Source organism: Thalassospira lucentensis, assembly GCF_032921865.1.
GTDB classification, from domain to species: Bacteria; Pseudomonadota; Alphaproteobacteria; order Rhodospirillales; family Thalassospiraceae; genus Thalassospira; species Thalassospira lucentensis_A.
The window spans coordinates 4,065,954-4,086,978 of the sequence record NZ_CP136684.1; the positions used below are offsets into that span (position 1 = coordinate 4,065,954).

A 21,025-nucleotide genomic window follows, 5' to 3' on the forward strand; every position below is an offset into this window, starting at 1 on the left:
ACCATCAAGGGAAAACTGGCTAAAACCGGCCTCTTCGCATGCTTTTCACCGATTATGCAAAAACAGGCAACATGCAGAACAAAGGATTGCGTAAAAACCGGTTTATATGGGTCATTCAGCGCGCCTGCGTTACCGCCTCAACCATCCTAAGGGCTGTTTTGGTGGCCGCACATCCACCACGTGCCGTGCAACGCAAATCCGGATGCATCATCGCCCCGATTTTAACCGTCTGATCGACCAGCTCGTCATATCCCAGAACTGCATCAAACCCGGCCAGAACCGCCATTGCTGATGAAAAGGCGTGCGACACCCCGGCGACATTACGCGCATGGCACGGAATTTCAACATCCCCGCCCACCGGGTCACACACAAGGCCCAGCGTATTCATCAAACACATGCTTGCCGCGTCAAAACATTGCACAGGTGTTCCGCCAAATGCCTGCGCGACACCGGCCGCTGCCATTGCCGCCGATGCGCCCGTTTCCACCGAACAGCCCCCGCATTCTGCGGCAAAGGTTCCGCGTGCGGCAAACACGGCACCCACCAGCGCCATCACCTGCAACGCATCGGTGGCACCTTCCAGATCAATGCCATGCCGGATCAAGCCATACAGCGTCCCCGGAACCACGCCTGCACTGCCCGCGGTTGGTGCGGCACAAACCAGTCCACGATTAGAATCCCGTTCCATCGCCGAAAGCGCGCCTGCAATTGCATCCTGCAAAACCGCCCCGCCAAGCCCGGCGGGCAGATTGGCATCGCGAACCTTGCGTGCGCGAAGGGTTAAAAACCGCATCACATTGTCTTCGGGCTTGGCATCGAACCCTTCGGCCACCACACGCAACATCAATTCGCACCGTTCTCGAAACAGCGCGCGCGTTGCATCTCGTGACAGGCCAAGACGCCTTGCTTCCAGAACAAGTCCCGCCTCGGCAAGCGATCCGCCCTGCTGTTCTGCCACGGCAATCACCGCATCGCTGCTCGAAAACAGATCGTCAGTCGCACACACCGGATATTGCGAGGCCGCAGCGAAACGAACGTCTTTGATACCGTCCTGATCACGTAAAGAGGCTATCAGCTTTGTATCGGGCAAGGCCTGCAACGCAATTTCGCAGCGGTCATGATCCGGGTCGACCGATATGCCGAGCAACCTGTTGCCATTCTCAACAAGCCCGGCGGCAATATCATCCGACCGCGCGCCGATATCAGAGCCCCAGACAAACACGCTTGCAGTTTTGCCTGTCAGAAAGACCGGCTCACCATTCATCGCATCGATGTAATACATCCCGCCGCCAACCGATGCACCGGCATAAAGATCGGTGCGTTCCAAGCCATTCCGGTCAGTTACGGTCAGTTCAAGATCAACACGGTTGGGATGGTTGTTGTTTTCAAGTTCAATGATTTCAACGCTAAACAGAAATCCCTCGCCACGCATCACACGCGGCAAAATGTCGCGATAATCCGCATCCGTCAGTGCTGCCCCGGCGAAACCGGCAGCAAAATTCTCGTCCGAGCTTTGGGCCTGATATACCGGCGCGAATGATCCGCGTGGATCAAACCGGACAATGGCCTGTTTCAAGACCTCGCCATTGCTGCATGACAACTCGCGTGCGACCTTCGCCATCATATAAGGTGCTGCGCAATGGGAACTGGACGGACCGCGCATGACGGGGCCGATCACGGAATTAAGCAGACTGATTTCTTGCATGGCGGGGCAATCCGGGAAAATTGCATATGATTTTCCCGATGATCACCCGCAGGATGGACGAAAGCAATGACCGAAAAGAAAAATCCCCGATCCTGAAACATCAAAGACCGGGGATGATCGGGATCAACGCTGTTTGGTTTCCCATTCAGGATGGACGAAATATGGCGCATTTGATGATGGCAACGGATCGCGTCCGCGAATGATATCTGCGGCCTTTTCCCCGATCATGATGGTCGGGGCATTCAAATTGCCCGATGCGATTGTCGGCATGATGGAACTGTCCACCACGCGCAGGCCTTCGATACCGTGCACGCGCGTTTTTTCATCCACCACAGCCATATCGTCGCTGCCCATCTTGCACGAACAGGACGGGTGATAGGCACTTTCGGCGTGATCGGCGACCCATGCATTGATTTCATCATCGGTCTGGATGTCCCTGCCCGGCGAAATTTCAATTCCGCGCAGGTCCTTGAAGGCATCCTGTGCGAAAATCTCGCGGGTCAGACGCACGGATGCGCGCATTTCTTCCCAATCTTCCGGATGGCTCATATAGTTGGGATCAACAATCGGGCGCTTTGCCGGATCGCTTGATGCCAACCGGACTGTCCCGCGTGACTTGGACCGCATCGGACCGACATGCGCCTGGAAACCATCCTTTTCGGCGGCTTTGGATCCGTTATAGTTAATCGCAGCCGGGATGAAATGATATTGCAGATCAGGATGCTGAACACCCGCTTTTGACCGGATAAACCCACCGGCTTCAAAATGGTTGGTCGCACCAAGCCCGGTTTTGAAAAGATACCATTCCAATCCGATCTTGAATTTGTTCCAAGGATCAAGCTTGCTGTTCAGACTGATCGGCTGGGTGCATTCCATCTGGACATACAGTTCCAGATGGTCCTGAAGGTTTTCACCAACACCGGGGATATCGGCAACCACATCAATCCCGTGTTCGCGCAGATGTGCGGCCGGACCAACCCCCGACAACATCAAAAGCTTTGGCGAATTGATCGATCCTGCCGAAATAATCACCTCGCGCTCTACCGTCGCGCGTTTGAGTTCACCACGGTGGGTGAAATCAAGTCCGACGGCGCGTTTTCCATCAAAAACAACGCGCTGCGCCAATGCCTTGTCATAAACAGTCAGGTTCGGACGTTTCATTGCCGGATGCAAATAGGCCCGCGCGGTTGACCAGCGACGCCCCTTGTAAACCGTCATATCCATCGTCCCCAGACCTTCCTGGCGATAGCCATTCTGATCGGGGGTAAACTCATAACCGGCTTCCTGACCGGCCTTGATCCACGCCTTGTGCAGCGGGTTTTTGCAAGCCCCCGTGGTGACATGCAGCGGGCCATCTCCGCCATGATATTCATCACCATTGGCGTCTTCGTTGCGTGTATCGGCCTTGCGGAAATACGGCAGGCACCGCGCATAATCCCATTCTTTTAACGCCGCATCCTGTTCCGCCCAACGATTGTAATCAAGTGCATGACCACGAACATAAGCCATGCCGTTGATCGAACTGGAACCGCCGAAAACACGCCCGCGCGGTGTTTCCATACGGCGGTTGTTCAGGTTCGCCTGCGGCGTCGTCCAGTATGCCCAGTTATAGGTTTCCGACTGCATCGGATAAGACAATGCCGTTGGCATATGAATACGCCAATCCCACCAATGATCTACCGGTCCTGCCTCTACCACCAGAACCTTGACTTCCGGGTCCTCGGTCAGACGGCTGGCTAGGACGGCACCGGCGGAACCGGAACCGACAATAACGTAATCGTACTTTTCCGTGGTGGTCGGCGTATTCATGCTTTTTCCTTATCTTCAACAGGTTGCAGGCAGCCATTCACAGTCAGGAACCATGATCAATAAGGCGCCTCGACATCACCGGTTTCGACATAGACGGATTTGATCCGGGTATAATGCTCAATCGCGGCCCGGCCATTTTCACGCCCCACTCCGGATTTCTTGACCCCGCCAAACGGCATTTCAATCGGCGTGATATTATAGGTATTGATCCAGCAGGTTCCCGCCTCAAGCCGGGCAACAACCCGGTGCCCGCGCGAAAGATCGCGGGTAAACACGCCAGCGGCCAACCCATATTGGGTATCATTGGCGCGTTTAATGACCTCATCCTCATTCTTGAAGGTCAGGACCGACATCACCGGGCCAAAGATTTCCTCGCGCACGATGGTCATATCATCGGTGCAACCGGTAAAGATGGTCGGGGCGACAAACAGTCCACCTTCGGGCATGTTTTCACTAACCGCATGACCGCCCAGAACGCATTTCGCGCCCTCGCCCTTGCCTACCTCGATATAGGACATGATCTTTTCAAACTGCGCCTTGGTCACAATCGGACCAACCTGGGTTTCCGGTTTTTCCGGGTCACCAAGAACAAGGTTCTTACTCCGTGCAATCAGCTTTTCGATGAAGGCATCGACGACGCTTTCATGGACGAAAACGCGCGTGCCGTTCGAACAAATCTGCCCGGATGAATAGAAATTCGCCATCTGCGCGCCCGATACCGCGTTATCCAGATCGGCATCCTCGAACACGATCATCGGCGATTTGCCGCCAAGCTCCATGGTGACGGCCTTCATGCCGCCTGCGGCAACCGCAGCAACCTTGGCACCAGTTTCAGCCGAACCGGTCAGGGAAACCTTATCGACGCCCGGATGTTCAACCAGCGCAGCACCACAGGTGCGCGCGCCTTGGACGACGTTGTAAACCCCATCGGGAAGCCCCGCCTCCTGCAACGCCTCAGCCACCGCAATCGCTGAAAGCGGCGTGACTTCGGACGGTTTGTAAACAACCGCATTCCCGCACGCCAATGCCGGTGCGGCTTTCCAGCAGGCAATCTGGATCGGATAATTCCACGCGCCAATTGCTCCGCAAACACCAACCGCCTCACGCCGCGTATAGGCAAAATTGCCGCCAAGATCGATATGCTCGCCCGATAGGCTTCCGGCCACACCGGCAAAATATTCAAGACACTCGACACCGGAAATCACATCCACGATTTCGGTTTCCTGAATGGCACGGCCCGTATCACGGGTTTCGACCAGTGCCAGTTCATCATTACGATCACGTAGGATTTGGGCCGCCTTGAACAGAACCCGCGCCCGTTCGGCCGCAGGCATGTTTTTCCAGATTTCAAACCCGGCACGCGCGGCCTTCACTGCGGCATCGACATCGGCCGCGGTGCTTTCCTTACCTTTGGCGAGTACCGCGTTGGTTGCGGGGTTCAGCGTGACCATTTCCGCCCCTGAACCGGCGTCTTTCTTGCCATTGATAAAGTTCTGGATCTGATAAAGGCTCATGTCGAAACTCCTGCAGGCCACACCGGAATCGGGTAGCCCTTTTGTAAGTGTATGTTTCTTGACTAGCGCGCGGGCGAACTCGCCAGATGCAGGTGCATGGTATCCAGCACCATCTTGCGCGCCACGGCGACATTGGCTCGTCCCGGCGTCAAACCGGATCGCACCCAGATGCCATCGATCATGGCAGCAGTCACCGCAGCAATTTCTTCGGCCCGCTGATCGGTTGTCAGGCGGCGCAACTCATGGCGTAAGTTAGATGCCAGTCGCTTGAAATAGACCGCATTCAATCGGCGCAGCGGATCGGAAAACGGCACCTGCGACCAGAAAGACAACCACGCACCAATCACCTGCGGCGTGAATTGTTCTTCGTTGAAGTTGGTATCAACAATCGCTTCAAGGCGTTCGTGGGGTGTTTTTGCCTTCGCGACACGGTCCAGGAAATCGCTGCGCAATTCCTGCATCAAAAACCGCATCGTTGCTTCCAGAAGCGCATTTTTACCGCCGAAATAGTGCGAAATAATCCCCGACGACATTCCCGCCGCCCCGGCAATCCGACTGATCGTGGCATCGGCAAAACCAAAGCGGTGAATGGTCTCGATCGTGGCATCGATCAGTTGCCTGCGGCGTACAGGCTGCATTCCAACCTTGGGCATTACTAATCCAATTCTAAGCGATCCGAAGGACTTAGGCCTGTCTGGTGACGCAAATGCGACTTTTTCGCCCTTCGCAATTGACCTTGGGGGAATATGCTGTATTTTAATTGAACAATCAATCAATAAAAAACGCCGTCTTTTGTGGCGCGACGTTCTCAGGGAAAGTGCCTTGGTTGCGCGGCTTTACGGCTGTTTTTATGATTATTCCGGTCTATGTGACCGGGTTCAGGGGACCCGATCACATGGTTTTGGACGAATGCTCGCGGTGTCAAATGCGCATCGCCTCACATGCGTCTGGCCTCCGGAACCGAAAGTCTGATGGCGGCGTTATTGCCACCATCAGTAACCGCTAGGTCCACACAAGGGAGAACCATAAACATGACCACACGTTCCACCATCGGCCGTCTTCTTGGCACCACTGTCATTGCCACCACCCTTCTGGGGGCGGCCGGTGCACAGGCGGCTGATAGCGATGTCTGCAAGACCGTAACTTTCTCGGATGTTGGCTGGACCGACATCACCGCGACCACCGCAACCGCATCGGTTATCCTTGAAGCCATTGGCTATGACGCTGAAACCGAACTTCTTTCCGTTCCTGTCACTTACACCAGCCTTGCCAACGGGGACGTTGACGTCTTCCTCGGCAACTGGATGCCGACCATGGCTGCAGACATTGCGCCTTATCTGGAAAAGAAGACCGTCGTCAGTACCGGTGCCAACCTTGAAGGTGCCAAATACACCCTCGCCGTTTCGAAGAATGCTTATGATGCCGGCCTCAAGGATTTCGCCGACATTGCCAAATTCAAGGACGATCTTGATGGCGAAATCTACGGTATCGAACCGGGCAATGATGGCAACCGCCTGATCCAGGACATGATCGACAATGATCAGTTCGGCCTCAAAGGCTTTGAACTTGTTGAGTCTTCCGAACAAGGCATGCTGGCCGAAGTCAAACGCAAATCGGCACGTGACAAATTCATTGTTTTCCTTGGCTGGGAACCGCACCCGATGAATGCCAAATATGACATGGCCTATCTTGATGGTGGCGATGACGTATTTGGCCCGAATTTCGGTGGGGCCACGGTTCATACCAACGTGCGCGCCGGTTACACTGACGAATGCCCGAATGCCGGTAAATTCGTCACCAACCTGAAATTCAGCCTCGATATGGAAAACCAGATCATGGATGCCATCCTGAACGAGGGCACCGATCCGGAAAAAGCGGCAACCGCATGGCTCAAAGCCAATCCGGATGCCGCGATGGCCTGGCTTGATGGCGTCACCACCTTTGACGGTGGCGATGCCAAGGCAGCGCTCAAAGATGAACTCGGTCTTTAGGGTCCAGCTTCGAATTCATAATGCCGGTACGTTGCCACCATCAATGGCAGCGTATCGGCACATTTTCTTTGTTCAAATAATGGAAAAATCCAATGGAATGGCTCACGGAAACTAAAATTCCGCTGGGACGGTGGATTGCATCCCTGATGGATGCGCTTAACGAGCATGCCGACTTCGTGTTTTACACCATCTCGGACGTTCTTGAATTCATTATCGAAAACACAGTCGAATTGCTGGTCTGGTTACCGCCGTTTCTGATCATCGCGCTGTTTGGTGTGCTGGCTGCATGGTTGCACAGATCATGGAAACTGACGGCCTTTACCGTCCTTTCCCTGCTTCTGATCGTCAATCTTGGCTATTGGGAAGCCACCATGGAAACGCTTGCACTTGTGATCTATGCGACGCTGTTCTGCATGGTGATCGGGGTTCCGCTTGGCGTGGCATCCGCGCATCGTCCCTGGCTTTATCAGGCCTTGCGTCCGGTTCTTGACCTGATGCAAACGATCCCGACCTTTGTCTATCTGATCCCGACCCTGATCCTGTTTGGTCTTGGCGTGGTTCCCGGTCTGATTTCGACCGTGATCTTTGCCATCGCCGCCCCGGTGCGGTTGACGCATCTTGGTATCGCCAGCACGCCCAAGGCATTGATCGAAGCAGGAAAAAGCTTTGGCTGTACGCCACGGCAATTGCTGTTCAAGGTCGAACTGCCATCTGCCATGCCATCGATCATGGCGGGCCTGACCCAATGCATCATGTTGTCACTGTCCATGGTGGTGATTGCCGCCCTTGTCGGGGCCGATGGCCTTGGAAAGCCGGTTGTTCGTGCCCTTAACACGGTCAACATCGCCCAAGGGTTCGAGGCAGGCCTCGCAATTGTGATCCTGGCCATTGTGCTGGACCGCATCTGCCGCCGCGACAAATCTGAAAATACGGGGCAGTAATCATGAGCAATGCTGTTGAATTTGATAATATCGACGTCATTTTTGGGGACGAGCAGGCGGAATCGCTGGCCCTCCTCGACGCCGGTAAAAACCGTGATGAAATAGCCAAGGAAACCGGCAATATCCTTGGCGTTGCCAATGTCAGCTTTGATGTCCCGCAGGGTGAAATCTGCGTTCTGATGGGGCTTTCGGGCTCGGGTAAATCCTCGTTGCTGCGCTGTGTAAACGGGCTTAACCGCGTTTCACGCGGATCGCTTCGGGTACATGACGGTGACTGGATGGTCGATGTCACCAGTTGCGATGCCAATACGCTGCGCGATCTTAGGCGTAAATGCGTTGCCATGGTCTTTCAGCAATTCGGCCTGTTCCCGTGGCGCACCGTCGAAGACAATGTCGGCTTTGGCCTTGAGCTTGACGGCATGGGACCGAAGGAACGCCGTGAAATCGTCCGGGAAAAGCTGGCCCTTGTCGGGCTGGATCAGTGGGCGGGTAAATATGCCCACGAACTTTCAGGCGGCATGCAACAGCGTGTCGGCCTTGCCCGTGCCTTTGCCACCGATGCACCGATCCTTTTGATGGACGAACCGTTTTCGGCCCTGGACCCGCTGATCCGTAACCGCCTGCAGGACGAGCTTCTTGATCTTCAGGAAAAGCTTAATAAAACCATCCTGTTTGTCAGTCATGATCTGGACGAGGCCATGAAACTTGGCAATTCAATTGCTATCATGGAAGGTGGCTATGTCGTGCAGCATGGCACGCCCGAAGACATCGCCCTTCGTCCGGCCAACGGATATGTCGCCGATTTCGTCGCCCATATGAACCCGGTCAATATCCTGCGCGGTCGCGCCATCATGCATCGTGTTGACAGGGACCAGCGCAACGATTCCGGCGAACTTCCTGTCGAGGACGAAGATATCCGTATCACGCTTCAGGACGGCATCATCAAGGCCGCCCATAACGGTAAACGGGGCGAGCTGCGACTGATCAACTATACCGGTGAATTGCCGGACGATCTGGACGGGACCGACAATTCGGTCATCTTCGTTGCCGATGACACCGTGCTTCTCAAAGACCTGATCGAAATGCGCAGCATCACGCAGAACCCCGTTCTGCTTACCCGCGAGGGACGCATTTCCGGCACATTGGGCCGCAAGGAATTTTTTGAAAGTTTGACGCAAACGGCATCTGTGATAGAATAATTCGCATCGCACAAGAGTGCGGATAATTTGGGCGGTTGATTGGTTATCAACCGCCCATTTTTTTGGCGAAAAGGGGATAGTTATGCAGTCTGGATTGCAGCTAGAACTTGACTTCCCGCCCCTCAATACGACTTTCAAGTTTAAGAAGACACAAGTCTTTCCGATAAAAAGACTACGTACTAAACCCGGCTATCATCACAGAAAAATTGTGGTTACCCGCATTGAAAATGAAACCGGAAATCATTCTTTCTTGACTTACGAAACTCTGGTGCCTGCTCGTAAAATGCAAACGACTGAGACAATCAATGATGCCGCCAAGCGAGAATTAATCATGTTTATGTGCCAATACCTACTAGATGCGTCGAACGACAGTTAGCCACCGGTTACCGGCGGGAACAGCGCGATTTCACTCGCACCGCGTACATCGCGATCGCCTTGCGCATATTCCTGATCAACTGCCACCCGAATAATAGCCGGATCGGCCAGCGCATCGGCGAAATTCGCTCCCCTGCCCGGCATCCATGCCAGAAGGTCGGCAACGGTTTTCACATTTTCCGGCAGTTCAATATCTTCCTCGGCCATGCCGATACGGTCTTTGACCCAGGAAAAATAAACCAGCTTCATCTTCTATCCCGTTCACTTCAGGTCTGTGCTTGGCCGCATGCTTGCGCAAACACCCGCAATCCGCAAGCCCCGATCACGTCCTGTTTACGGATAAACAAAATAACCATCCGGCGCACTGCCCAGCCGCCCGGTCAGGTTATCAATGAAAAACCGTTCCGCCCGGCCAAGCGACATGCGCGGATTGGTCACCAGATAGATATCAATTGCGGGTGGCGCATCATAGGGTGGCAGGCGCCATAACTGCCCGCGTTCCATCGCGTTTTGCACGACATGGATCGGCAACGGACCAATCCCAAGCCCCGCATTGATCAGGCGGCGCACTTCTTCCAGATGTGGGCTGGTGGCGATCACCTTGCCTTTCATGCCTTCGCGCGCACGTAAAACCGCAACCGGGGCCAGCGCATCGGAAAGCTGATCGGTGGAAAACGACACGAATGCCTCGTTGCGCAAATCGGCAAGTGTCAGGTTTTCCCGGCCAAACAAATGATGTGTCGGCCCGCAAAAGAACCCGAAATGTTCACGATACAGTTTGCGATATTCCAGCCGGGGATGCTGTTCATTCACCAGACAGATGCCGAAACTTGCCTGCTGGGACAGGACCTGACTTGTGACATGGGCGGATGTCGCGACATTGATTTCATAGGTGACTTCGGGATGTTCGCGATTGAATTCAAACAACGCATCGTCAAGCGGCGGAAACACCACGTGACTTGCCAGCCACAAATGCAAATGCCCGCTTAGCTGATTGCCACTGTCCGACATCACATCGGAAAGTCGACCAATCGCCCCGCAAATTTCGCGGCATTCATGATAAAGCGCCAATCCCTGTTCGGTGACCTCAAACCGGCCGCGTTCCCGGTCAATCAGACGTGCACCGATCTGATCTTCAAGCCGTTTAAGCGCATTGCTGACACTGGGCTGGCGCAAAAGCAGCCGGTTGGCCGCCCCGGTGATCGACCGTTCTTCGACAATCACTGTAAAGGTATGCAACAGGTTCCAGTCGAATTGCCGTTTTAAAAGGTCGCTCATTTCCTCACCCATAGCAATTGGCTATGCAATCCATTCTACTTATCTATTTGCGCTATGTGCAAGTCTGGGGTGAAATGGTCAGACATATTCATTCACGGCCAGATAACCGCGCATGGCAGGCAATTGCCAGAGCACAATAACGGGAGGCAAAAATGGCCGCAGATGTAGCCGGGGCACGCAGAACGCCCTGGGTCCTGCTATCGCCGTCACTGGCGACGATATCGCTGTTATTGATCATCCCGATGATGTTCATCGTGGTTTATTCATTCTGGCTGCGCACCGCAACCGGTGCCGATCAGGTTGGGTTTTATCTCGATAACTGGGTCGAAGTCCTTGGCGACCGGTTTTACCGCGACATTCTGTTTCAGACCTTTGCCATTGCCTTTTACACCACGGTGATCTGTGCGCTGGTTGGCTATATCCCGGCTTATTTCGTCGCCAACACGCCGATGAAATCCAAAACGTTCCTGCTGTTGATGCTGATGCTGCCCTTCTGGATCAGCTACATCATCCGCACCATGTCCTGGATCAACATCCTTGGCACTTCGGGCGCGCTCAACACATTGATGCTGTCGCTTGGCATCATCGATGAACCGATCCAGATGCTCTATAATCAGACCACGGTTATTCTGGGCCTTGTGCATTATCTGCTGCCCTTCATGATCCTGAATGTCTATGTCAGTCTGGATGGTATTGACAAAAACCTGACCGAGGCCGCTCAAAGCCTTGGCTGCACCGGCTGGCAGGCCTTCCGCGAAGTCACCCTGCCGCTGTCCTTCCCCGGTCTTGCTGCCGGATCCCTGTTATGTTTCGTGCTGGCCGCGGGCACCTATATCACCCCGATTGTTCTGGGTGGCCCGCGTGACGCGATGTTTGCCAATCTCGTGTTCGAGGCCATCGTCACACAGCTTAACTGGCCGCTGGGGTCCGCTCTTTCGCTTGTCCTGCTGGCGCTTCTGGGTGCGCTGGTTGTCATTTACACCCGTTATCTTGGCGTCGATCAGATCGCCAAAAGCTTCAAATAGGGGGAATGTAATGATGTCCGGCTGGTCCCTGATCCGTATCGCAACCATCCTTGTTTATCTGTTTCTTTTTGCGCCGGTTGCGGTTGTCATTCTGCTGGCCTTCAATGCCAACCAGTTCGGCGCCTTCCCGATCGAAGGCTTTTCCATGCGCTGGTTCGAAGCATTATGGAACAATGATGCGATTGTACGGGCATTCAAAACGTCCCTGATACTCGGCGCGCTGACCAGTGCCATTTCAACGACACTGGGCACGCTCGCAGCCCTTGCCATGGTCAGGTACGATTTTCCGGGGAAGCGCTCAATCTCGACGCTTCTGGTTGCTCCGATCCTGATACCTGAAGTCGTCCTGGCTGTGGCTCTTTTGCTGTTTCTGCAATTCCTGTCGATGCCCAAAAGCTTTGGCCTGCTTTTGATGGGACATGTCGTATTTACCCTGCCCTTCGTGGTTCTGGTGGTTCAGGCGCGCCTTGTATCAATCCGGCGCGACGTCGAAGAAGCCGCCATGAGCCTTGGCGCGACACCGATCCAGACATTCTTTGAAATCACCCTGCCGCTGATGATGCCGGCCGTCATGGCCGGGATGCTGTTTTCGTTCACCATCTCGTTTGACGACATCACCGGAACCCTGTTCTGGAAACCGGGCGGTGTCGAAACTGTCCCGACCCAGATTTTTGCCATGCTGCGCAATTCCATCAGCCCGGAAATCAATGCACTGGGGGCAGTGATGGTGATTTTCACCATTGCCTTGCCGCTGATTGCGACCGCAATCGCGCGTGTGGCATCTGCGCAAAAAATACGGGCACAGAAAACAACAGCATAACGCACAACCAGATACCGCGGGAAACCGCCAAAACCAACAACAAGACCCAAAAGAAGACCATAAGACCGACAAGAAAACGGATAAAAACCTTTATCAGGAGGCCTAAATGGACGAGACGAAACGCTATGAACGCCTGCTCACCCGCCTTAAAGACGGCGATATCAACCGTCGCACTTTCCTGACCATTCTGGGGGCTGCGGGTGTCACCGCCGGGATCACCGGTGGCCCGATGGGCATGCTGGCCCGCAACGCCCTTGCCGCAACACCAGAACAGGTCCGCTTTGACGGCTGGGGCGGCGTGGTATCCGAAGCATTCGAAAAATATGCCTTCGCCCCCTATACCGAAAAAACCGGTATCAAGGTCGTATCAGGCACCTTTGGCGGGGCGGATGAATATGTCGCCCGCGTCAAGGCCGGCCAACCGGGCGAGTTCAACCTTGCCCACCTGTCGGGTGTGTTTGACTATGCCCGCTATCATGGGCTGGAACTGACGTCCGAGCTGAACGAAGCCAATATTCCGAACCTCAAAAACGTTATTCCCGGCCTGATCGAACCGCTGCGCAAAATCACCGGTGGCACCATTTCGGCAGTCCCGTATGATTACGGCACCACCGGCATTGCCTATAACCGCAAATATATCAGCGATGATGAAGCCAAGGCCAAAGGTGCCAAGCTGATGGTCGATGAAGCTTACAAGGGCAAGATCGGCGGCTGGGGTGAATGGAAAACCCGCGTCTGGTACGGTGCCCTGCAATCCGATCAGGACCCGAATGCGATCAAGGATATCGATGCCGTCTGGGACATGATCCGTGCCCATCGCGATCTCGCCCTGAAATACTGGAGCTCAGGGGCCGAACTGATGAGCCTTCTGGCCGAAGAAGAAATCTATGTCACCGAAGGCTGGTCCGGCCGCATCAAGGCATTGCAGGATCAGGGCCACGATATCGGCTATCACGACCCGAAAGGCGGTCTTGGTTGGCAGGAATGCCTGTTCGTTCTGCGCGGAAGCCCGATGGCCGCCTGTGAAGAACTTCTGAACTTCATGCTTGAACCCGAAGTCGCGATTGCGGTTGCCGAAGGCCAAAGCTATCCGCCTGCCCTTGACCCGCAGAAAGTCGAACTCGGCAAAGTCATCCCGACCCTGCCCGCGTTTGATCCATCCGGCACACTCAAGGAACTCAGCTTCTTTGATCCGGCCTATTGGAACGAACACGAAGCCGACTGGTCGAAAACCTTCTCGCGGGTTCAGCGCGGCTACTAGGCCGGACTGATCGCATAAACCGGATCTCCGGTCGCTGGTTTCAAACTGGCGACCGGGGCACCACCGCCTTTTTCTGACAGGGTTATTTGTGATGGCTGACATCGAAAATGCGGTCGAACTGCAAAATGTCGTCAAGCGTTACGGCGAATTTACCGCCGTGCAGCGCATGGATCTGACCGTGCCTGACAACAGTTTCGTGACCTTTCTGGGTCCGTCGGGTTGCGGCAAGACCACGACACTTCGCATGATTGCCGGACTGACCGACATTACCGAGGGTGATTTGCTGATCCGTGGCAAACGGGTCAATGCCCTGCCGATCCACAAACGCAATCTGGGACTGGTGTTTCAGAACTACGCCCTGTTCCCGCATAAATCGATTTACGACAATATCGCCTTTGGCCTGAAATACCGCAAAGTGTCCAAATCCGACATCCGGGAAAAGGTCAATCGTGCCCTTGATCTTGTGCAACTGCCTCATGTCGCCGACAGGTATCCCAGTCAGCTTTCCGGCGGACAACAGCAGCGCATTGCGCTCGCGCGCGCCATCGTGATCGAACCCGATGTGTTGTTGCTTGATGAACCGCTATCCGCCCTTGACGCCAACCTGCGCGAAGAAATGCGGGTCGAACTTAAACGCATTCAGCGCGAACTGGGTATTGCTACGGTTTTTGTGACCCACGATCAGTCCGAAGCCCTTGCCATGTCCGACAAGCTGGTGGTGATGAATAATGGTGTTGTCGAACAGGAAGGCGCACCTGAAGAAGTCTATAACAATCCCGCATCGGCCTTTGTTGCCGACTTCCTTGGGCATTCCAATATCATTCCCGCCGCCCTTGGCGCACCGGATGCGGCCTTTACCAATGTCGCCCTGCAAAGTGGGGAAACATTGCTGACGACATCCGAACAGACTGCCAAAGCCAACGGATCAAAAGATGTTCGCGCCGTTATCCGCGCTGAAAAAATCGGGCTATCGGATCAGAATGGTGCCACAGACGGTGTGATCGCCATCCCCGGCAGGATCAAAACGGTCGACTATCTGGGGCAGCAGGCCCGCTATTTCGTCACGGCCAATGGTCGTGACTGGCAGGTGATCAACCCGATTGATGCCCGCCCCCATCACGAAGGTGCCGATGTGTTCATGCACATTGCCGCCCGAAATTGTGTGTTGTTGCCCGGTCATCACGACTGACCGGATCTGGAGTGCCACCCGAAGTGACGCATGATACCCCCAACAAAACCGGCCATAACCGGGAATCCCGCCTGTTTTATCAAAGCCGTTCGCGCCGGCCGCTGATTGACCGTGCCAAGGGCGTCTATATGTGGGATGTCGATGGCAAACGCTATATCGACGCCTCCAGCGGTGCGATGGTCAGCAATATCGGCCATAGCGACCCGCGCGTGATTGCCGCAATGAATGCGCAGCTTGAAAAAGCCAGTTTCGCCTATCGCCTGCATTTTGAAAATGATGCGGCCGAAAATCTGGCATTCCGCTTGGCCGAACGCGCACCGGGCGATCTTGAACGGGTATTCTTTGTCTCCGGCGGGTCCGAAGCCGTCGAAAGCTGCATCAAGCTTGCCCGGCAATACGCGTTGGCCAAGGGGCAAGCCCAGCGGACCAAGATCATTTCGCGTTTCCCCAGCTATCACGGTTCAACCCTTGGTGCGCTTGCCATCACCGGCTATACGCCAATGCATGCGCCCTTCGCCCCGATGATGGTCGATCAACCGAAAATCCCGGCCCCGACCTGCTATCTGGATCACGATGATCTGACTGATCATGAACGCGGCCTGAAATACGCCAACATGTTAGAGGCCGAAATACTCAAACAGGGTCCGGAAACTGTTCTTGGTTTCATCATGGAACCGGTTGGCGGGGCTGCGACCGGCGCACTGGTCGCGCCTGACAGCTACTATGCCCGTATCCGCGAAATCTGCGATCAATACGGCATTCTTCTGATCTATGACGAGGTCATGACGGGTGCCGGGCGCACCGGCAAATATTTCGCTGCCGAACATTGGGGCATCACGCCGGATATCTTGGCCGTGTCAAAGGGATTGGCTGCCGGTTATGCCCCGCTGGGGGCGATGATTGCGCCTGATCGTATTGTCGGACCGGTTCTTGATCATGGCGGGTTTATTCACGGTTATACCTATGCCGGAAATCCGATGGCCTGTGCAGCGGGCAACGCGGTTCTTGATGTCATCGACGAAGACAACCTTCTGGAAAATGCGACCCAAAGCGGGGCGGGATTAAAGGCCGAACTTGGCAAACTTGCCGCTGATTTTCCGTTTATCGGCGATGTGCGTGGCCTTGGATTACTTCTTGCGGTCGAACTGGTCAAAGACCGCGAAACCATGGAACCGATTGATCCCAAACATCTTGCGGCTGCCCGCCTTGTGGATATTGCCTATGACAAGGGCTTGATCATTTACTGGCGTCGCACCCGCGGCGGTTATCGCGGTGATCATGTGATGGTCTGCCCGCCCATGACGATCACACCCCATCAGTTTGACGACATCCTCATTCCGTTGCGCGCCGCCCTTGGCGACCTTCAGGACGAACTCACCCGTGCCGGAGCCTTCGCATGAGCCGGAAAGTCATCATCACCTGCGCAATCACCGGATCGGTTCACACCCCGTCCATGAGCCCGCATCTGCCAATCACCCCCGACCAGATTGCCGATCAGGCAATTGCGGCGGCAAATGCCGGGGCTGCGATCCTGCATCTGCATGCCCGCGATCCCGAAACCGGGTTTCCAAGCCCAGAACCGGCTGTTTTCGACCAATTCCTGCCACGCATCAAATCGGCTACCGATGCGGTGATCAACATTTCGACCGGCGGCGGCATGACCATGACGGTCAAGGACCGTATTCGGGCGGCAAAGCAGGCCGCGCCCGAAATGGCGTCGCTGAATATGGGTACGATGAATTTTGGCCTGTTCCCGGCCCTTGCCGGACGCAGCGACTGGAAACACGACTGGGAACCGAAATTTCTCGAAGACAGTCGTGATTTCGTATTCAAAAACACCTTTGCCGATATCGAAACCATTCTGGTCGATCTGGGCGATGCCAATGGCACAAGGTTTGAATTTGAATGTTATGACGTCGGGCATCTTTATACGCTGGCCCATTTTGTTGATCGCGGCCTGATCAAGGGTCCGATTTTCATTCAGTTCGTTCTGGGCGTTCTGGGGGGCATCGGGGCTGATCCCGATAACCTTGCCCATCTGAAACGCACCGCCGACAAACTTTTTGGCGATCAGTACCAGTTTTCGGTTCTGGGTGCCGGCCGTCATCAGATGCCGCTTGCCACGATGTCGGCCACCATGGGCGGTCATGTCCGGGTCGGGCTTGAAGATAACCTGTATCTGCGCAAGGGCGAACTGGCCCCGGACAACGCATCACAAGTTCGCAAAATCCGTGAAGTTCTCGACGGGTTATCCCTTGAAATCGCAACTCCGGACGAAGCCCGCACCATGCTGGGCCTGAAAGGTGCCGATCAGGTCGCCTTTTAGGAAATAACAAACTGCCACCAACACCACGACGCAAAGCCAACGAAAGGCGGCGCCCATGATGCATGCCTATTTCTCAGCCGATCAGCTTCGCCATCACGGCCAGACATTCATGGTCGCAGGCGAAGCACGGCCAATCCCCGAAGTCCCCGAACGGGCGGAAATCCTGACCACGGCCGTCAAACGGCTTGACCTTGATTTGCGCACCCCTGATGATTTCGGCATGGGTCCGATTGCCGCCATTCATGCGCCGGAATATCTGAAATTCCTGCAAACCATCCATGCCGAATGGAAGGTTTTTGGTGGTTCTGATCTGGTCGTACCCGGCATTCATCCGTTTGACCGGCTTGGCCCCTATCCAAGATCCCCGGCGGGCAAGGCCGGTTTTCATATGGGCGATACATCCTGCCCGATATCGGCAACCACCTGGCAATCGGCCTATGCCAGTGCGCAAACCGCGATTGCCGCCACCCGCCGTGTCCGAGATGAAAATGCCCAATCGGCCTATGCCCTGTGCCGCCCGCCCGGCCACCATGCCAGCCGCGATATTGCTGGTGGTTTCTGTTACCTGAACAACAGCGCGATTGCCGCACAGGAACTGCGCGCCAAATATGACCGGGTTGCGATCCTTGATGTGGATCTGCATCATGGTAACGGCACGCAGCATATTTTCTATGCCCGTGATGATGTCATGACGCTGTCGATCCATGCTGATCCACGCGATTTCTATCCGTTTTTCTGGGGCCATGCCGAAGAACGCGGACAGGATGCCGGGCTTGGTTTCAACCATAATTATCCCCTGCCCCTTGGCAGCGGTGATGATGCGTTTCTGAACGCCCTTGATCGCGCGCTTGCCATGATCGATCATTTCAGCGCCGATGCAGTTGTCATTGCACTGGGTCTGGATGCATCATCGGATGATCCGTTTGGCGGACTTGCCGTGACACCCGGCGGATTTGCCAAAATCGGTGAAAAAATTGGCAGCCTCAAACTGCCAACCGTGCTAGTGCAGGAAGGTGGTTATGTCAGTAACACACTGGCTGAAAACCTTTTTCAGTTTATCAGCGCCTTTGACGCCACCACCGCTGGGAGCCCCAAATGAAAACATCCGATATCCTGATCATTGGCGGCGGTATTGCCGGCATGTCAGCAGCCTATTTTTTGGCCAAACGCGGCAGGTCCGTCACAGTTCTCGAACGCGAAGATCAGCCCGGCTATCACAGCACCGGCCGGTCAGCCGCACTATACAGCGAAACCTATGGCCCGCAGATCATCCGCAAAATGTCGACGGCCAGCCGGGAATTTTTCCTGAACCCGCCCGAAGGTTTCACCGAAAATCCGATCCTGACCCCGCGCGGTGTGATCCTGACCGCCGCCCACGGCAATGAAGGCGCGATTGACGAACTTCTGACCGAAGGCCGCGCAAATGGCGCGAATGTTGTCCCCCTGACAGCAGATGACATCAAAAAACTGATCCCGATCCTTAATACCGATCTCATCGCGTGCGGTGCCCTTGAAACTGATGCCATGGATATTGATGTTCATGCGCTGCATTGGGGCTTCATCCGTCATTTCAAAAAGCTTGGTGGTGATCTGGTGGTCAAGGCCGATGTCACCGCAATTGCAAAAACCACAGCTGGTTGGCAGGTCACGGCGGGCGGCGAAACCTATGAGGCACAAATCCTCGTTAACGCATCAGGTGCATGGGCCGATGAAATCGCAAAACTGGCGGATGTAACACCGCTGGGCATCACCCCCAAACGCCGCACGGCGGTGATGGTTGATCTGCCATCTGATGTCAATGCGCATGGCTGGCACATGGTGTCAGACGTGGGCGAAGGCCTGTATTTCAAGGAAGACGCCGGGCGCCTGCTGGTGTCACCTTCCGATGCCACCCCTACCATGCCCCATGATGTCCAGCCCGAAGAACTAGATATCGCCATCACGATTGACCGCCTGATGACGGCAACCACGCTTAAGGTCAATCGGCCCGGCGAAGCATGGGCTGGCCTGCGCAGCTTCTTTGCCGATGGCGATCCGGTATCGGCATTCGACCCGGATGCGGATGGCTTTTACTGGCTTGCCGGTCAGGGCGGCTATGGCATTCAAACCGCCCCGGCCATGGGCGAATATGCCGCGAGCCTGATTTGCGGCGATGGCGTTCCGGACCGGATGGTGAAACTTGGCGTGACCGAAGATGCCCTTGCCGCCACCCGCCCCGGCCTTGTCCGAACCGCGTAAGGATGAATACGGAAATCGTGCCATGACCCATTTTGATCGCAATGAACTGCGCCGTAGCGTTGCCAATCGCCGGGATCGTGCGATTGATGATCTGTGCGCACTGGTTCGCCATGACAGCCTTCTGGGCAATGAAACATCCGCCCAGAACTGGGTTGCGGATCGTTTCGTCGATATGGGACTTCTGGTCGAACGGGTTGCGATCAATATTGACGAATTGCGGGATTTACCGGGCTTTTCCCCGCCAGTTACGACAGAATATGGCGGACGGGAAAATATCGTCGGCATTCATGAACCGGCAAAGCAAACCGGACGCAGCCTGATTTTAAACGGGCATATCGATGTCGTGCCGACCGGGCCGGTGGCGCAATGGCGACGTGGACCGTTTGATCCTTATGTCGAACGCGACTGGCTTTATGGTCGCGGGGCTGGCGATATGAAGGCCGGGATCATTGCCTATTGCCATGCCCTGGCAGCCCTTCATGATCTGGGCCTTGAGCCCGCCGCCCCCGTGATCCTGCAATCGGTTGTCGAAGAAGAATGCACCGGCAATGGCGCGCTGGCCTGCCTGCATGCCGGGTATCGCGCCGATTGTGCGATCATTCCCGAACCGTTCAACCAGACGCTGATGACCGCCCAGCTTGGCGTGATGTGGTTTCAGCTTCATGTCACCGGAAGTCCGGCGCATGTGCTTGATACCTCGGCCGGAAGTAACGCGATCGAGGCGGCCTTTGGCTTTTTCGAAACCCTGAAAGAAGTCGAAGACATCTGGAACCACCCCACCCACCGTCATGCGGCCTATGGCGCGCATATCCATCCGGTGAATTTCAATCTGGGCAAGATCGAAGGCGGTGAATGGGCATCGACCGTTCCGCCGGTCTGTTCGGCTGATATCCGTGTCGGGTTCTATCCCGGTATGGAATTATCCAAGGTCCGCGAAACCATCGAGGCGGTTGCACAAAGTGCGATGGAAAATCACCCCTCCTGCAAGGGTGCTAAATTCGAGATCACCTATCGCGGTTTTCAGGCCGAGGGATGCGTGATGGACGAAAGCCATCCGATGATGACGATGATCGGCAACATCCACCACGAAGTCACCGGCAGTGCGATCAAAAATTATGCCTCCACCGCGACAACGGATGCGCGGTTCTTCCAGATTTACGGCAATATCCCGGCCACCTGCTATGGCCCGAAAGCCGAACGAATTCATGGCATTGACGAACGGGTCTCGATTTCCAGCATGATGGAAGTCACCGAGGTCCTTGCCCTGTTCATTGCCGACTGGTGCGGCGTTACCAAACGTGATAATCACGCCGCATAAACCAACCAAAACCTAATCATATCTTGATATCAGGAG

Annotated in this window: 19 protein-coding genes; 13 read left to right on the plus strand and 6 right to left on the minus strand. The window is 55.2% G+C overall.

Annotated features, from left to right (window positions below):
• Positions 1 to 115 precede the first annotated feature (115 nt).
• The 4 genes from R1T41_RS19660 to betI all read right to left on the minus strand — a co-directional run bounded on the left by R1T41_RS19660 (position 116) and on the right by betI (position 5,681).
• Positions 116 to 1,705 (minus strand): L-serine ammonia-lyase, iron-sulfur-dependent, subunit alpha, encoded by a 1,590-nt coding sequence (locus R1T41_RS19660; protein WP_317338688.1) that lies wholly within the window; start codon positions 1,703 to 1,705, stop codon positions 116 to 118.
• A 123-nt stretch (positions 1,706 to 1,828) separates the two neighbouring features.
• Entirely contained in the window at positions 1,829 to 3,514 is a 1,686-nt protein-coding gene (betA, locus tag R1T41_RS19665; RefSeq protein ID WP_317338690.1) for a choline dehydrogenase, read from the minus strand.
• A 56-nt stretch (positions 3,515 to 3,570) separates the two neighbouring features.
• Positions 3,571 to 5,028, minus strand: a complete 1,458-nt coding sequence (gene betB / locus R1T41_RS19670) for a betaine-aldehyde dehydrogenase (protein WP_317338691.1) — start codon at positions 5,026 to 5,028, stop codon at positions 3,571 to 3,573.
• A 62-nt stretch (positions 5,029 to 5,090) separates the two neighbouring features.
• Positions 5,091 to 5,681 carry a choline-responsive transcriptional repressor BetI gene (gene betI / locus R1T41_RS19675; protein ID WP_062953117.1) on the minus strand — a complete coding sequence of 197 codons (591 nt, stop codon included), beginning with the start codon at positions 5,679 to 5,681 and terminating at the stop codon, positions 5,091 to 5,093.
• A 378-nt stretch (positions 5,682 to 6,059) separates the two neighbouring features.
• Between betI and R1T41_RS19680 the strand changes: the two genes are divergently transcribed.
• The 4 genes from R1T41_RS19680 to R1T41_RS19695 all read left to right on the plus strand — a co-directional run bounded on the left by R1T41_RS19680 (position 6,060) and on the right by R1T41_RS19695 (position 9,535).
• Positions 6,060 to 7,019 (plus strand): choline ABC transporter substrate-binding protein, encoded by a 960-nt coding sequence (locus R1T41_RS19680; protein WP_317338694.1) that lies wholly within the window; start codon positions 6,060 to 6,062, stop codon positions 7,017 to 7,019.
• A gap of 92 nt (positions 7,020 to 7,111) precedes the next feature.
• Positions 7,112 to 7,960, plus strand: a complete 849-nt coding sequence (gene choW, locus R1T41_RS19685) for a choline ABC transporter permease subunit (RefSeq protein ID WP_062953115.1) — start codon at positions 7,112 to 7,114, stop codon at positions 7,958 to 7,960.
• A gap of 2 nt (positions 7,961 to 7,962) precedes the next feature.
• On the plus strand, positions 7,963 to 9,159 hold the full coding sequence (gene choV, locus R1T41_RS19690) for a choline ABC transporter ATP-binding protein (RefSeq protein WP_317338697.1): 1,197 nt from the start codon (positions 7,963 to 7,965) through the stop codon (positions 9,157 to 9,159).
• An 82-nt stretch (positions 9,160 to 9,241) separates the two neighbouring features.
• Complete coding sequence (locus R1T41_RS19695) at positions 9,242 to 9,535, plus strand: hypothetical protein (protein ID WP_317338699.1); 294 nt, start codon at positions 9,242 to 9,244, stop codon at positions 9,533 to 9,535.
• Here the strand turns inward: R1T41_RS19695 and moaD are convergent.
• Positions 9,532 to 9,783, minus strand: coding sequence for a molybdopterin converting factor subunit 1 (moaD, locus tag R1T41_RS19700; RefSeq protein ID WP_317338701.1), 252 nt, complete (start codon positions 9,781 to 9,783; stop codon positions 9,532 to 9,534). The two genes, R1T41_RS19695 and moaD, sit on opposite strands and share 4 nt — an antisense overlap.
• Positions 9,784 to 9,867: 84 nt before the next feature.
• Entirely contained in the window at positions 9,868 to 10,812 is a 945-nt protein-coding gene (locus R1T41_RS19705; protein ID WP_317338703.1) for a LysR family transcriptional regulator, read from the minus strand.
• A gap of 152 nt (positions 10,813 to 10,964) precedes the next feature.
• Here R1T41_RS19705 and R1T41_RS19710 point away from each other — a divergent pair, with 152 nt between their 5' ends.
• The 9 genes from R1T41_RS19710 (at position 10,965) to R1T41_RS19750 (ending at position 20,989) form a co-directional block, all read left to right on the plus strand.
• A complete protein-coding gene (locus R1T41_RS19710) occupies positions 10,965 to 11,837 on the plus strand; it encodes an ABC transporter permease (protein ID WP_097050137.1) in 873 nt (290 codons plus the stop codon).
• Between the two features lie 10 nt (positions 11,838 to 11,847).
• Entirely contained in the window at positions 11,848 to 12,657 is an 810-nt protein-coding gene (locus R1T41_RS19715) for an ABC transporter permease (RefSeq protein ID WP_062961424.1), read from the plus strand.
• A gap of 106 nt (positions 12,658 to 12,763) precedes the next feature.
• Complete coding sequence (locus tag R1T41_RS19720) at positions 12,764 to 13,918, plus strand: PotD/PotF family extracellular solute-binding protein (protein WP_317338707.1); 1,155 nt, start codon at positions 12,764 to 12,766, stop codon at positions 13,916 to 13,918.
• A gap of 91 nt (positions 13,919 to 14,009) precedes the next feature.
• Positions 14,010 to 15,107: an ABC transporter ATP-binding protein gene (locus tag R1T41_RS19725; protein WP_317338709.1), complete on the plus strand. Its 1,098-nt coding sequence runs from the start codon at positions 14,010 to 14,012 to the stop codon at positions 15,105 to 15,107.
• 23 nt (positions 15,108 to 15,130) lie between these two features.
• Positions 15,131 to 16,507, plus strand: coding sequence for an aspartate aminotransferase family protein (locus tag R1T41_RS19730; protein ID WP_317338711.1), 1,377 nt, complete (start codon positions 15,131 to 15,133; stop codon positions 16,505 to 16,507).
• Positions 16,504 to 17,433, plus strand: coding sequence for a 3-keto-5-aminohexanoate cleavage protein (locus R1T41_RS19735; protein ID WP_317338713.1), 930 nt, complete (start codon positions 16,504 to 16,506; stop codon positions 17,431 to 17,433). Before R1T41_RS19730 ends, R1T41_RS19735 begins: the two co-directional genes overlap by 4 nt.
• A gap of 55 nt (positions 17,434 to 17,488) precedes the next feature.
• The gene (locus R1T41_RS19740; RefSeq protein WP_317338714.1) at positions 17,489 to 18,532 is read left to right on the plus strand and encodes a histone deacetylase family protein; all 1,044 of its coding nucleotides are present in this window, start codon (positions 17,489 to 17,491) and stop codon (positions 18,530 to 18,532) included.
• Positions 18,529 to 19,671 carry an FAD-binding oxidoreductase gene (locus tag R1T41_RS19745; protein WP_317338715.1) on the plus strand — a complete coding sequence of 381 codons (1,143 nt, stop codon included), beginning with the start codon at positions 18,529 to 18,531 and terminating at the stop codon, positions 19,669 to 19,671. Before R1T41_RS19740 ends, R1T41_RS19745 begins: the two co-directional genes overlap by 4 nt.
• Positions 19,672 to 19,693: 22 nt before the next feature.
• On the plus strand, positions 19,694 to 20,989 hold the full coding sequence (locus R1T41_RS19750; protein ID WP_317338716.1) for an ArgE/DapE family deacylase: 1,296 nt from the start codon (positions 19,694 to 19,696) through the stop codon (positions 20,987 to 20,989).
• The last annotated feature ends 36 nt before the right edge of the window (positions 20,990 to 21,025 follow it).